This window comes from Candidatus Thorarchaeota archaeon, assembly GCA_021498125.1.
In the GTDB taxonomy this organism is placed as follows: domain Archaea; phylum Asgardarchaeota; class Thorarchaeia; order Thorarchaeales; family Thorarchaeaceae; genus B65-G9.
Genome location: JAIZWL010000001.1, coordinates 833,365 through 847,293, shown reverse-complemented (window position 1 = coordinate 847,293; position 13,929 = coordinate 833,365). Strand labels below are relative to the sequence as shown.

General features: G+C 48.0%; 13 protein-coding genes. 8 read left to right on the top strand and 5 right to left on the bottom strand.

Features of this window, described 5'->3' with window-relative positions; all coding sequences use genetic code 11:
* The first annotated feature begins 5 nt into the window (after positions 1 to 5).
* From pheT to K9W43_04185, 3 genes are all read left to right on the top strand, one after another.
* On the top strand, positions 6 to 1,679 hold the full coding sequence (gene pheT / locus K9W43_04195) for a phenylalanine--tRNA ligase subunit beta (GenBank protein ID MCF2136422.1): 1,674 nt from the start codon (positions 6 to 8) through the stop codon (positions 1,677 to 1,679).
* Positions 1,680 to 1,745: 66 nt separating this feature from the next.
* Entirely contained in the window at positions 1,746 to 2,378 is a 633-nt protein-coding gene (locus K9W43_04190; protein MCF2136421.1) for a GTP-binding protein, read from the top strand.
* A gap of 30 nt (positions 2,379 to 2,408) precedes the next feature.
* Complete coding sequence (locus K9W43_04185; GenBank protein MCF2136420.1) at positions 2,409 to 2,816, top strand: CBS domain-containing protein; 408 nt, start codon at positions 2,409 to 2,411, stop codon at positions 2,814 to 2,816.
* On the opposite strand, the gene K9W43_04180 is transcribed toward K9W43_04185, so the two are convergent.
* Positions 2,817 to 3,611 (bottom strand): hypothetical protein, encoded by a 795-nt coding sequence (locus tag K9W43_04180; protein MCF2136419.1) that lies wholly within the window; start codon positions 3,609 to 3,611, stop codon positions 2,817 to 2,819.
* A 149-nt stretch (positions 3,612 to 3,760) separates the two neighbouring features.
* On the opposite strand from K9W43_04180, the gene K9W43_04175 reads away from it, so the two are divergent.
* A complete protein-coding gene (locus tag K9W43_04175; GenBank protein MCF2136418.1) occupies positions 3,761 to 4,345 on the top strand; it encodes a GTP-binding protein in 585 nt (194 codons plus the stop codon).
* 6 nt (positions 4,346 to 4,351) lie between these two features.
* On the top strand, positions 4,352 to 4,894 hold the full coding sequence (locus tag K9W43_04170; protein MCF2136417.1) for a hypothetical protein: 543 nt from the start codon (positions 4,352 to 4,354) through the stop codon (positions 4,892 to 4,894).
* Here the strand turns inward: K9W43_04170 and K9W43_04165 are convergent.
* On the bottom strand, positions 4,872 to 6,191 hold the full coding sequence (locus K9W43_04165; GenBank protein MCF2136416.1) for an adenylosuccinate synthase: 1,320 nt from the start codon (positions 6,189 to 6,191) through the stop codon (positions 4,872 to 4,874). The genes K9W43_04170 and K9W43_04165 overlap by 23 nt on opposite strands.
* Positions 6,192 to 6,328: 137 nt before the next feature.
* On the opposite strand from K9W43_04165, the gene K9W43_04160 reads away from it, so the two are divergent.
* On the top strand, positions 6,329 to 7,687 hold the full coding sequence (locus tag K9W43_04160) for an NAD(P)/FAD-dependent oxidoreductase (protein ID MCF2136415.1): 1,359 nt from the start codon (positions 6,329 to 6,331) through the stop codon (positions 7,685 to 7,687).
* A 51-nt stretch (positions 7,688 to 7,738) separates the two neighbouring features.
* Here K9W43_04160 and radA read toward each other — a convergent pair whose 3' ends face one another.
* Positions 7,739 to 8,671 (bottom strand): DNA repair and recombination protein RadA, encoded by a 933-nt coding sequence (gene radA / locus K9W43_04155; protein ID MCF2136414.1) that lies wholly within the window; start codon positions 8,669 to 8,671, stop codon positions 7,739 to 7,741.
* Positions 8,672 to 8,936: 265 nt separating this feature from the next.
* Positions 8,937 to 9,248 carry a roadblock/LC7 domain-containing protein gene (locus K9W43_04150; GenBank protein MCF2136413.1) on the bottom strand — a complete coding sequence of 104 codons (312 nt, stop codon included), beginning with the start codon at positions 9,246 to 9,248 and terminating at the stop codon, positions 8,937 to 8,939.
* A gap of 147 nt (positions 9,249 to 9,395) precedes the next feature.
* On the opposite strand from K9W43_04150, the gene K9W43_04145 reads away from it, so the two are divergent.
* A complete protein-coding gene (locus K9W43_04145; protein ID MCF2136412.1) occupies positions 9,396 to 10,028 on the top strand; it encodes a hypothetical protein in 633 nt (210 codons plus the stop codon).
* Between the two features lie 274 nt (positions 10,029 to 10,302).
* The gene (locus K9W43_04140) at positions 10,303 to 11,604 is read left to right on the top strand and encodes a hypothetical protein (GenBank protein MCF2136411.1); all 1,302 of its coding nucleotides are present in this window, start codon (positions 10,303 to 10,305) and stop codon (positions 11,602 to 11,604) included.
* Positions 11,605 to 11,694: 90 nt separating this feature from the next.
* Here K9W43_04140 and K9W43_04135 read toward each other — a convergent pair whose 3' ends face one another.
* Entirely contained in the window at positions 11,695 to 13,929 is a 2,235-nt protein-coding gene (locus K9W43_04135; protein ID MCF2136410.1) for a hypothetical protein, read from the bottom strand.

Genomic DNA, 13,929 nt, shown 5'->3' with positions numbered 1-13,929 from the left:
TGGCAATGATCGTGGAATGTAGCGTCAAGAACCTAATGAGCCTAGTTGGAAAGAAGATGACCATGAAAGAATTGGAACACACCCTCTTCATGCTCAAGGCGGAGATCGAAAAAATCGAGGGTGACACGATTGAGATCGAGATAAACCCGGACAGACAGGACATGCTCTCAACCGAAGGGATCGCTTTAGCACTACGGGCATTTCTGGGGATAAGCCCGGGTCTCCCGAAACATCCTGTCAGAAAGTCTGGAAAGGAGATCATCGTCCAGAGAGGCCTGGAGAAGATTCGGAAATACATCGCCTGTGGCATAGTCAAGAACGTAGAAGTATCAGATGAACTCATCAAGGAGTATATGCGTCTTCAAGAAGCACTCACTGCAACACATGGAAGAAATAGACGGAAGGCAAGTATCGGTCTCTATGTCTATGACGAGCTCAAGTTCCCAGTCACGTACAAGACCGAGCGACCTGACAAGATCCATTTTGTGCCACTTGGATATGAGACAGAGATGGATGGGCCAACAATTCTTAGAGAACATGTCAAGGGAATCGAGTATGGGCCGATCATCGCGGAGTTCAAGAAGTGGCCGCTCTTAGTCGATTCGGAAGGAAAGATTCTCAGTCTGCCACCTGTCATCAATAGTAACGATCTTGGGCGCGTGACCGAACACACTCGAAACATCTTTGTCGAGGTGACTGGCACACACTTGCCCACAGTTGAGCAGGCGCTTAACATCATGGTGACCACTCTGGCTGAGCGTCATGGCAAGATAGAATCGGTGACCGTGACGTATCCTGACGGAACTGTGCTTGAGACCCCAAACCTGAGACCAAGGACCATGACCGTAACCATTGATGAGATCAAAACAATGACTGGTCTTGATCTGAAACCTGAGGAGATAGTGGAATCGCTGGAACGGATGAACTACGATGCACGGTTGGTGGGCAAGCATAAGGTAAAGGTCGCAATCCCACCATTTCGAACAGATGTTCTGCATCCTGTAGACATCATTGAGGATGTGGCCATTGGCTATGGGTTTGATCGGATCGAGCCGGTGATTCCTTCAACAATGACAGCAGGCTCACTGAGACCACTGACACGGCTACGGAATAAATGCAGGGATCTGATGATTGGAGCAGGGTATCAAGAGATCATGAGTTACGTCATGACATCACCTGAAATAATGAATGCGCACATGAAGAGAGATCGACCACTCGTTCAAGTGGGCAACCCTAAGAGCAGAGATTTTTCGGTGCTCAGAAACTCGCTTGTGCCAGTATTGCTCGATTTCGCCTCAAAGAACCAACATGCAGACTACCCGCAAAAGGTGTTCGAGGTGGGAGATGTGGTCATCCCTGATGCACAAAAAGAGACACGGGTGGATCAGCGTGCTATGCTCTGTGGTCTGACCACGGACACAAGGGTCAACCTCACCGATCTAATGACCGAGATCGGGTTCTTGTTGAGAGGAATGGGACTTGATGGAAGATTCAAGTTCAAGTCAAGAGAGGACCCATCATTCATTCAAGGTCGAAGCGGCACGATCCTAATTGATGACCAAGAGACTGGTTATTTTGGGGAGGTTGCACCTGAAGTCTTAGAGGCCTTTCAATTAGGGCACCCGGTGGTCACCTTTGAATTAACCCTCCCTTCGAGTGGCAATTGGGAAACACACTAAAATGAGAGAATAACCCGAATGAACTGCGATTACACCTGCGGAGAAAAGATATAAGATGAGAGCTTGATGCTCATACGGACCCAAGTTGGAGGTACAAGTCCCTTGAACCAACAAGATGCTACAGCCACTAAGCCCAGCAGTGAAGAGTTTAGTGGGTACAAGTTCAGGGTCGTTTTGATTGGAGAGGCAGGAGTTGGCAAGACCTCATTACTGAGACGTTTTACTGAGAATGCCTTTGAAGAACAATATAAGAAGACTATTGGGACGACATTTGCTTCTAAGGATGTAAAGGTCCTGTGTGAGGATGGATTGACTCGTGATGCAAGATTGGTCATCTGGGATATGGGTGGTCAGGATACGTACAAGGAGCTCAGACGCAGATTCATGAAGGGCGCAGCGGGCGCAATTATTGTGTATGATGTGACGCGACCAGAAACGTTCATGGCCATGAATAATTGGTACGAGTCATTTAGAGAAACCTGCCCTACTGCCGATGCGATCATCTGCGCTAACAAGGTGGACTTGGACGACCAGAGGATGGTGCCCGAAGAACCGGGGTTCATGCTAAGGGATTGGTTCCAAGCCGATTATTTTGAGACTTCGGCAAAGACGGGGCAGTTGGTCACTGATGTGTTTTCTAGACTCGCGGAGATCATGTTACTAAAGAAATTAAGAGAACTTAAAGAACCAAAGATGTGACGAGGTAAATCACACCGGAGACCGAACAACATGAAAGTAAAAGACTTCATGACAAATATCCTCGTAACAGCAGACGAAGACACACTTGTATCAGAGGCTGCAAAACTTATGGCTGCTGAAGACATTGGCAGCCTGATCATCACCAGACAAGACGAGATGGTGGGGATTGTGACCCAACGTGATATCATCGCTGCGCATCTACTGTCAGCAGACATCTATGAGGGGCTGCAAGTAAAGGATATCATGATGACGCAGATCGTCACTATCGATCCTGATGCGGATCTCTGGCAGGCCCTTGCACTAATGGATCAGACAGGAAAGAAACACATCCCTGTCGTCGCCGGAAACGACACGATAGGAGTTGTTTCGGCAACGGATATTATACGTGTCTTGGCGACCATGAAAATCATTGCAGAGGGTGCAGAGGACCAAGACTAACTAGCTGGGTCTATATTTTGGAAGCTCCTCACGAATCTCTTTCTTCAACTTCAGAATGTCACGTGCTTGAAGCTGGTGACGCTTTGAGTACGAGGCTACGACTCCAACCCATTTGTCAATCTTGACCATGATGGGGTCACTTGGAGTGATCTTCATAATCTCAGACTTTGCGTCGGCCATCACTTCCAAGACATCACCTGCAACACAACCCATCTTCATCGAGGCGATTATCCTGTCAAGCTGATCGGCTACTTTCATGGCTCGGTCTAATGGCAGACTACTTGGAGCGGCAGATGCTGCTGCTGGAGTAGCAGGGGGCGTCGTTGGAGCACTGGCCACGGGTGCTGCTGAAGAGGCTTCCACGGTTGGAGGCGGTGAAACGGGAGCCGGAGGCATACTCTTGATCATCTCCTGTACCTCTTCCTTAAAGGCATCAATCTGCTCGCCCAGGAATTTGCCAAGAAAACCGATCTCGGTCTTAATCATCTCAGCCAACTGGTCGGTGTCAGCGCCACCAGATCCACCACTAGGCTGCACGTCAGAGCGGAGTGAGAGAATCTCATCTTTAGCAGCACGTACTTCGCTTACTACGAGCTGTGCCAGTTCTTCGGACAGACTGGCCTCAGGAACACTTTGAGACTGTATTGCTTTCAAAATCTGTTCGCGACTAACAGTAAGTTCAGTCTTGATCTCAGTAACAGTTGTTAAAATTGTAATCATACGCTTGAGGGTTTCTCCAAGGGCCTCAACTTTTTTCTCGATCTCATTCAAGCGAGAGAGGAATTGCTCTGCCATAAGATGTCACCGTCCTTACAATAATGACAAAACAAACCCATAAAAAAGCCTTTGCAGCCTGTAACACATAGTTTATTCAAGTGTAAACATAGGGAATACCGTTAAATGCAGAAGACTCCAAATCAGAATTAATAGGTCAGGTGTAGAGAGTGTCCTCGGACTCAATAACACATATGTTCAAATTGGTGGCTCTAGGGGATGGAGCTGTAGGAAAGACGAGTTGCATTAAGAGATATACCGAGGGCAGTTTCAGTGAACATTACATCATGACCATTGGAACAACCTTTGCCCTGAAAAATGTCAAAGTAGATGTCCCCGGTAAAGGCCCTATCAATTGCAGGATTGTGCTATGGGATCTTGCAGGCCAGCCCTCATACAACGAACTCCGACGTAGATATATGGCTGGAGCCTCAATGGCAATCATAGTATACGATGTCACCAGACCGCAGACATTCTTGAACATCGGCGAATGGTTCACGAAATTTATCACGGTCTGCCCGAATGCGGTAGTAGCTGTCGTAGCGAACAAAATCGACAGACCAGACAGACTGGTCCCACCTGAGGCTGGAAAGATGATCGAAAAATGGCTTGATGTCATCCACTTTGAGACCTCAGCCAAGACTGGAGACAATATCGATGAGCTCTTTAGCGAACTTGTCCGAAGAGCAAGTCTCAAACAGGAACAGTTATCAAAAATCACACCACAGGCGAGCGGGCCAATGAAAATGGTCTGAGAGTGAGTGAAGCTGGCACGACGAACACAAATTCTCAAGGGCTTTGCAGGTCATTCTGCCCTGTTTATCATCAATTTTTTTGTTCTGGTCGGAGTTGTTGAGAGCTTTCAGTTACTCGGCACTGACTTGCCACTAATCAACATGATAATTCTGGACTACATGCTGGTCCATACCTCAATCATGCTCTCTGTGCAACTAGGAGTGCAGATCCTAGAACTTATCCGCATAAGGATGCCGACTTTCTTGGTCAGCTATTACTTTCAGCTCGAGGACAATGAGATTATTCCTGTACCCCTTCTCGACCCCACAAGAAGCAATCTCGCCCTAATCATACTCTTGCTTGTCATAAGTGGAGGCCCGGTGTTCTATCCGATATTCGCCATCTACGGATTTCTGCTCACCTATGCCCACATCGTCACGATCGTACTAAATCCCTCAGTCATTGTGGCATATTTCGAACTGTTCCTCAATTGGACACCGCCACTAATGCTCCTCATTGTAGGCATTGTGGTCATATCGATCGTCATCATCGAGTTTCGTCATCTGTGAACAAATCACTGACCTCGGGCCGGAAGAGAGTATCTGTACGACTGGGCCCTGTTGATACTATAGCGATCTTAGAGCCTGTATACCTCTCGATCACGGAGAGATATTCTCTCAGAGCTGACGGGAGATCATCATACCCAGCTTTAGCCATTCGTGTCCAGTCTTCCGATGAGAACTCTTTCCACCCAGGCAACTCTTCATATATCGGAGTGACCTGTTGCAGCTTGTGAATGGATACGGGAAAATCAGAGATCTCCACACCTTCTATTTCGTATGCCACTGCAAATTTGAGAGGGTCGATTCCTGAGAGAACATCCACTTTAGTGACTGCAAGAAACTCGGCTCCGTTCAACTGCACTGCATAGCGAAGTGCAACTATATCTAACCAACCACAGCGTCGTGGTCGGCCTGTCACTGTCCCAAACTCACCGCCTTGCTCTTGAATACGTTGACCTACGTCGTCACTCAATTCCGTGGGGAAGGGCCCTGCGCCCACGCGCGTCGTATATGCCTTTGTGACCCCTAGAATGTGATCAAGGGCAGTTGGAGGAACACCCGTACCAGTAGCTGCTGCGCCGGAAACACAGTTAGAACTGGTCACATAGGGATATGTTCCATGATCTATGTCTAAGAGCGTGCCCTGAGCCCCTTCAAAGAGAACATTCTTTCCGGACTGAATAGCGGCCCGTAGATATGCGCCCGAATCAGAGATGTACGGAGCGAGCTTGTGCATTATCTCTGAGAGGGATTCAAAGACCTCAGTGGGCGGCTTTACTGGCTCCGCACCATATTGCTTCTCAATACGCGATAGTGTGGCCTTTTCGAACTGGCCCCATGCATTTCGATCGTCGTTGTGAATATCACCCACTCGAAGACCAATTCGTGAGATCTTGTCCGCGTAGGTCGGACCAATGCCACGCTTAGTCGTTCCCACCCTTGAGGCACCTTTTGCTTCCTCCATCAGTCCATCAATCTGAATCTGAAAAGGTGTGATAACATGAGCTCGCTCGCTAAGCACAAGATCGACTTTGATGCCACCTTGTTCAAGAGCCATGATCTCATCAAGTAGAATCGCAGGGTCAACGACCACCCCATTACCGATCACAACAGTCTTTCCGCGTACTGCACCAGTCGGAATGATCCTGAACTTGTACGTGATACCATCGGTGACTACAGTATGCCCTGCATTACTTCCACCTTGAAATCTTGCAACTATGTCAAAATGTCCTGACAGGGTATCAATGATCTTACCCTTTCCTTCATCGCCCCATTGGAGACCGACTGCAACAAGATTCACCATCAAAAGGACCTCTTGTGTGCGGCAAATACCAGTATAAATAACAATTCCGACAGGGGCGTTTAGGTTGAACTCGAAAAAACAATCGATTCTCACCTGTGCATTTATATCTGAGACTGGGATTATTTAGTTGAATTAAGTTGAAGCGGGTCGATGTCCTTGTAGTTGGTGCTGGCAGCGCAGGGTGCGTGACAGCCAGAAGATGTGCAGAATTAGGTCTCAAGACACTCATCTTAGAGAAGAAGCCACAAGATCTGATTGGCAGAAAAGTATGTGGCGATGAGATCAGCAAATCACATTTTGATGATACAGGCATTAACTATCCCGCGAATGGAGAAGTATCAAGTGTGGTCTCCGGGGCCGATGTATACCCGCCCAGTCTAACCCATGAGCTCAAGGTTCGAGGATGGGATGACTTTAATGGGTGGACCGTTGATCGATTGTCCTTTGGCCAACGGCTGCTATCAGAGGCATTAGCAGCAGGGGTCATGTTGATGACCGAATACAGGGTAGGCGAACCTATCCTACGAGGTGAACAAGTCACGGGCGTGCGATACAAAGATCTCAAATCGAAACAAGAAGATACAATTGCAGCAAAGATAGTAGTTGACGCCAGTGGTTTTGCAGCCACGATCAGAAACAAGCTTGATAGTGAATTTGTTGAGAAACATGTTGACAAGGAAGATGTCGCCCTGTGTTACCGGGAGATTGTAAAACTACGATATCCCATGGCAGAACCTGAAGTTGCGAGTGTGTTCTTGGGTGGCAAATACGCCCCCGGAGGCTATGCCTGGATCTTTCCGAAAGGGCCTCAGTCAGTCAATGTGGGAGTTGGGATCGGCGGTGGTGGCGGTAGAGGCTCTCCTAAGGCGCTCTATGACTCGTTTAAAGAGGAATATCCACTACTCTACGATTGTGAGGTGTTAGATAGTGGAGGAGGCGCAGTACCAGTTCGGAGACCTCTGGCAAGCCTTGTGGGCAATGGAGTAGCCTTTGTTGGAGATGCTGCACTACAGGCTAATCCAATTCATGGTGGTGGACTCGGACCCGGAATGCGTGCGGGTATAATCCTCGGTGAAGTTGCAAAGGAGGCTATTGCAAGACGCGACTACACGGTCAACGGCCTCTGGGACTACAATGTGCGATTCCTTAGGGGATTTGGCCGGAGACTGGCCTCTCTGGAGATCTTCAGACGCCTGTTACAGCAAGTCACTGATGAAGAGATGAATTTTGGTTTTGAGAAGAGGCTCTTAGAAGCTGGCGACCTCATGGCCGCAAACCGAGGAGATGGCATACCGCTCTCTTTGGCGGATAAGATGAGACGTGTTAAGCGCAGTATCACTAAACCCTCACTTCTCAGAAGTCTTCAGAAGGCAGCTAGCCTGATGAAAAAGATGAATCGGATCTATGCAAGATATCCTACGAGCCCAAGTGGCTTCAAGCAGTGGAATGAATCAGTGCTTGCAATAGTCCAATCAGCGGAATTTAGAAAGAAGTAAGCGTGGCCAATAGTGGCCACACTCCATTATATTATTAATCAGATCGCGTACTCACACATCACGTATTCCGTCTTTGGTGACGGTAAATACCGCTTCTCCTTCTGGAAGATTCGGAGAGTCAACAAGACGACAGATCCTGCGTTCGCCTTTCGATTTCCGCAGATAACAACGGGTCTGTGGAACGTGTGCAAGGACATGGCCACCAACAGGTGCAGTGGGATCGCCAAAGAATGCATCAGGTCGCGACATGACCTGGTTCGTAATGAAGACGGCCATATTATTGACCTCTGATCCACGACCAAGATGGTGGAGATGTTTGTTGAGTTTTTGCTGACGGGCGGCTAGAGTACCACGTCCTGTATACTCGGCACGAAAGTGGCTTGTCACAGAGTCAACAACCAATAGTTTAGCATTCTTCTCGGGAGCCATCTCCATGGCCTGATCACAGAGAAGAATCTGGTGGTCCGAGTTGTAGGCTCGTGCCCAGATGACGTTCTTCAACACTTCTTCCGGATCAAGTCCGACTGCGAGAGCCATGTCAACAAGACGTTCCGGTCGAAAAGTTCCCTCAGTGTCAATATAGATGGCAGTAGCACCAAGCCCTCCCTTTTCAGGAGGGAGTTGAACATTTACGGACAATTGATGGGCGAGTTGAGTCTTCCCTGATCTGAATGAACCATAGACTTCAGTGATACTCTGGGTCTCTATTCCACCGCCAAGGATTTCGTCGAGAGCCTTCGAACCTGTAGAGATTCTTCCGGCGACCTTACGACGCTCTAGCAAGAGATCAGCCGTTTCAAATCCGATATCCAACATCTCGCGGGCGGCCTTGATGATTTTAGTTGCAGTGGTCTCACCAATTGAACCTGCTGCGGCCAGCTCGCTTGGAGAAGCGACGGCAATGGCCTCTACGCTCTTAAATCCGGCCTCTGCAAGACGCTTAGCAATTGCTGGACCGACTCCAGGCAAATCCGTTAGTTCCATGCCTGTGAGGGCCTCACCTTCTTCAACAGCGGCATCTGCACCCTCTTCGAATTCGTCATAATCTACATCTTCAAGTTCTTCATCCGGTGAAATCGCAATGACCTCCTATGTGCTCGACCACTTGTTTGCCTTGTCTGATCAAGCACGTGGCCACCTTCACATAGCAAATGTGTGTATAAAAAGGGCACTGGAGGTAACACCGAGTGTTCATATAATATAGCATGACGGGGCCATACAACGAGTCCCCGTCGGAAGTGAGGTTCATTTATTCGGAACGAGTCATTGTCACAAGAATGAACTCTTCCTGAGGCGCGATCTTAATTCCACCTTGGGTGGTCTGTACTTGGATAAAGAGCATATCCGCACCCTCATTGACCTGAGTGATGACTTCCTTCGTCTTTCCGATGAGCGCGCTCAATAAGGCGGAGATCTCCTCTGCCCGTTCCATTGTAACACCCCAACTATTGATAGGAAAGCCCTCTGGGCTGATAAAAAGAGCAGCATAGACATCAGGGAACTTACTTGTAATGTTTTGAATGATACGCTCGAAGATCTCACGCTTTGGCATTGCTGGCATGTTTTTCAACATCCTTCACTGGGCTTGTGTGCCCCTTACTGTCAGTGTTCCCTATTGTAAGAAAAGGTTTTTCCTGCTGGATTGAACACCTGTATCTACGTACAAAACAATCCAATAAATAAGAATTCTGTCAAAAAAAGCCAATTGGTGATAGACCTGAAATTTAATGATGAGATTCTCGACTTGGATGGCAGGCATATCAGACCCGCACGGATTATTTCAAGACTCACACCTGCACCGATCTTCAATATCTACATAGCACTCGTCATAGTTGTGGCATCTCCAAATGATCTCGGGCCAATCCTAAACCCCGTGACTGCGTTTCTCATCTGCCTTTGCTTGATGGTGGTCGCACCAATTTTACCAATTGTCTATAATGCGTGGAAAGGACATGTTGATCTTGACGTGTCGGTCAGAGATCATAGGACCAAGTTCTTCCTATATTCTTTGATCTGCTATGCGCTGGCCTATGGTCTCTATGCATGGTTTTATTGTGATATATTCCGGGTCCTCGCGGCAGCCTACTTAATGGTCACTACCGCAGTCATGCTTCTCACATTCAAAACAAAGGTCTCGGTTCATGCCGCAGGTGTAGGAGGCCCAAGTACGGCACTCATATACATGTATGGCATGGTTGCAATACCAGTGATTGTGATATGGTTTGTCGTAGTCTGGTCGAGATCGGTCCTTAAACAGCACACACTAATTCAAGGTGCACTGGGCATCATGGTAGGATTTGTGGTAACACTTACAACATACATTCTTTTGTGTTCAGGTTAAAATAATTCAAATGAAAGACACATCACCACAACTCTTATGATAATATCATAGGAGTCAAAGTCTGCGCGAGTTGTATACTCGTAGGGGACTATACCAGCAAAGGCCGGAGAGCCTCGTGTACTCTCACTCGAAATATAATGAGACTACAAAATGTATCAACAAAACGTAAACAATAATAGGGACAGGAACAAAATTGCCGGAATATATTATTTGCCCGGAATGTGGTAATAGAGTCGCAAAAGGATCCACACACTGCCTGCATTGTGGCACACGATTGAATGTAGAAGGCACTGAAGAAGCAATAGTCACACATAGGCCGCCCTCAACACCAGCCACCGATGATCGACTCGACACACTTGAGAGTACAATGACCAGTATGCTCGCAGGGGATAGTATGGCCTTAAAGCCTTCTCCAATAGAGAGCACAGATGCAGATAGTCTTCCGCCAATTGATGAAGAATTACTTCCCGAATCTGAACTAGAACCTATCGAAGATGTAATGGCCGAATCTCCTCCTCCAACAACAACGGCCTCACTTGAAGAGAAGACCCGCGAGAAGACAAGGCCCGAAGAGGCATTAGAATGGGAAGTTGATGAGGAGTCCGAGACGGAGAGCACAGCCGCATCGGATTATGGAGAGATCCGAGAGATCGATCCGAGCATGATAAGAGAAGTTGAATCGACCATCACAAGAGAGATCGATACCGATATGGTCAGAGAAGGAGATCCTTTTGTCGAAGTGGAGCCGCCAGTCCCGAAGGACATGGAGGACATGGAACCCGTTCCTGTGAGAGAAGTAGATCCCACATTCGGAGAGTCCCTAGAGCCACTTAGAGAATTTATTCCCGCACCCGAAGATGCAAAGACCCATCTCTTTACAGAAGAAGACCCGTCAAGAACCGCAAAGGCGGTCAGTCACCTATTTCCTGAAGGGAAGGGAACCACGAGCAAGGAGTTCATCGAGATCGTCGTTGGCAAACCAAAGAAGATCGTTGTCGAAGAACCTATGCGGGAACTCGAGACCCCAATGTGTCCAAGTTGTGGAGCAGTCATAACTACTGACGACTTCAAGTATCCGGACTACGTATACGAGGCCATGGCACGAGCCAGAATGGAGGCGGGGCTACAGTTACTCAAGAGAAGCGAACATGAGAAAGCAATAGAGTCCTTCGAAAAAGCAAAATTACTATATGAGAGAGCCAATGATAAGAAAGGGCTAGAGGAGGCAACACGAAAGGTTGACGAGGGCTATGAGGCCATGGCTGAGTCGCACTACATCGAGGGAGAACAGCATCTGAAACAAAAAGAGTTCGAATGGGCGATCGTACAATTTCGGAAAGCCCGTGAACTCTACATGTTCACATCGCTTGCCAAGATGCGTGCAAAATGCTCCGAACGTGTTCAACGGACCTATGAAGAATGGGGAAAGGCCCTTGAGAGCGAGGCGAACAACCTCTCAAAAGTGGGGGACAGTAGACGGGCATTATCACTGTACCAAGAGGCAGCTGAGAAATATCGTCTTGCTGGTGCGACCAAGCGATTGAAGGGCCTTGAGAAAAAGATCCTAAGAGCATAACCTGCGGCATGCATACACAACAATTACACAGGAAGCTCTCAGATGTCTTGATACGATTGTAGGATTTAGAAGGATCTACATTAGAGGCGATTAAATCCAGTCGCCGGTCTCGAGTTTGGTAGGCAGATACTCGTCTGTCAAATACTTGAAACTGTGACTTGCAAATGCCTGGATCTCGGCCTTCTCTTTCAGCTTAAGCATCAGTTTAAGGTCCTCAACCCACTCCTTGTTAGCCTGAACAAAGGGTTCCTTTAACATGTCCTTTACACGTTTGATGTCCGCTGGCTCCATGGGGATTCTCACAGACTTGGGAATATTATACGCATCAAGGTCACGACTCAGTACACCCAACAACTTGAGTTCCGGAGTTGCAATAAAGGGCGACTCGTAACTCAGACGCTTACTGCCTCTCAAGAAGACAGAATAGATGTAATGCCCATATGGATCAGAGTCCACCAGGGCAAAGGCGGGAATCTCGAGTTCTTTGACAAGTCGCTTAAGAAAAGCTCTTGTTGCCATATCTCCAGATCCCTTGCCTGTAAGAACGATACAGGGTTGGCGATTCCAGTATTTTGCCTCTGCAAGCCTCATGACTGCTGCGTCTTTTTCCGAGAGAAGAATGAATTCTGCGTCGCTCTCCACGATCTCGACTTGATCAAGGAAGGGCGTGATTGCCCAACCACCAGTTCCCATTTTTGTCAGGTCGATTAGATCACCGCCGTCGCGAATCAGTACACGACCCATCGCAGAACCACGTGCAGAAGCCACTACGTGAATGCTATCACGTGTCGTCTGTAACATTGAGGATACATCTTCAATGATCTTATCGCTATACTTCTGATCTCTGAAGAGGTTAACATCCGAATAATAGATCTCACGTTTCGTTGCGTGAAGATTGGACTGAAGTAGATTGAAGACGATCTCCATGACACGAGCGGTGCGAGTCGCATCGACCACTGAGGCAAGTGAGTGATAAGGTCTGGAAAAGGTCTTCATGCCCAGCAGGAGAAGATCACGAATCTCATCCCAGACGATATTATCACTGGACCGACTTGGGATCTCGAACGCAGGCCGGCCTGTTGTGATCGCCTCATTAAGAACCTCCATCGCCTCTTCGACAAGTAATTCTATTGTTTCCTCACGTGGAAGTGACACGACTTCAACGATCTCCTGAAACTCCTCGCGTGCAGCCTCACGTGCAGCAGCACCTGCCCACCGGGCTTTCAGCTCAGCCTCAAGGTCTGTGACTGCTTTTGGTACAGGAAGTCCAGACTTTTTACGGATTGGTTTCTTTCGTACAGGAGGTACCTTCTTTGTACGAGCCTTCTTCTTTGTGGTGCGTCTCGTGCTCACTTTCTTTGGCTCCTTCTTTGTTGACTTCTTTGGCGTCTTCTCTTTTGGCTCGGACTTGGATTCGGCCTTCTTTGTCGGTTTCTTTTCAGGTTTTGTTTTTTGTGTGGTAGCCACAATAACTGGCGTGGGTTCTACAATTCGAGCGATCTGAATCTGATTCATCATGTCTTTTGCTGCCGCCACGATCTCAGCTGCCCTAGGAACACTCAGTCCACTAATTGCTGCTGCAACTTTTTGTGGTCGTGAGCGGGATAGTCGTGGAACAGAATCATAACCAGCATCCACCAGACGATCTGCTAACTTCTTTCCGACACCGGGAAGCTCTGTCAATGATGGATAGTCTGACTGCTCCTCGGAATCAGCAGGTTTCTCTTTGCTCTCACGCAATAGTTTCTTTGCACTCTTAATTAGATGATCTGCCCCATCTGTGGACAGGCCTTCGATCTTCTTGGATAAGGCCGAAGCACGAGTCTTTGAGATTTTTTCTATGGACCCGTATCCCGCGGCAATGAGCTTTGCGCGGGTCTTGCTACCGACACCCGGAAGATCATCAAGTGATGGTCCTTCTACAGACGACTCTTTGACTGGCTCTTTGGCTTTGACCTTCTCTTTTGGCTTCGTCTTAGTCTTTTTAGGTGTCGCCTTCTTCTCTTTGGACTTGGTCTTCTTTGTGGTCGTCTTCTTTTCCTTTGGCTTAGACTTGGTCTTCTTTGTGGTCGTCTTCTTTTCCTTTGGCTTAGACTTGGTCTTCTTTGTGGTCGTCTTCTTCGTACTAGTGGTCTTTTTCTTAGGCGCCTTGGTTGTGCTGGCCTTTGAACTTGTCTTTGAAGATGCTTTTGCTGACTTCTTGGTTGTGCGTGATTTAGATGTTGATCGCTTAGCGCTTGTCGTCTTCTTCTTCGTCACTGGTTCTACTAATTCCTCAAGAGTTGCCTGAGTGGCCTCCTTTTTCCCCCGCTTTTTGGGGCTCAT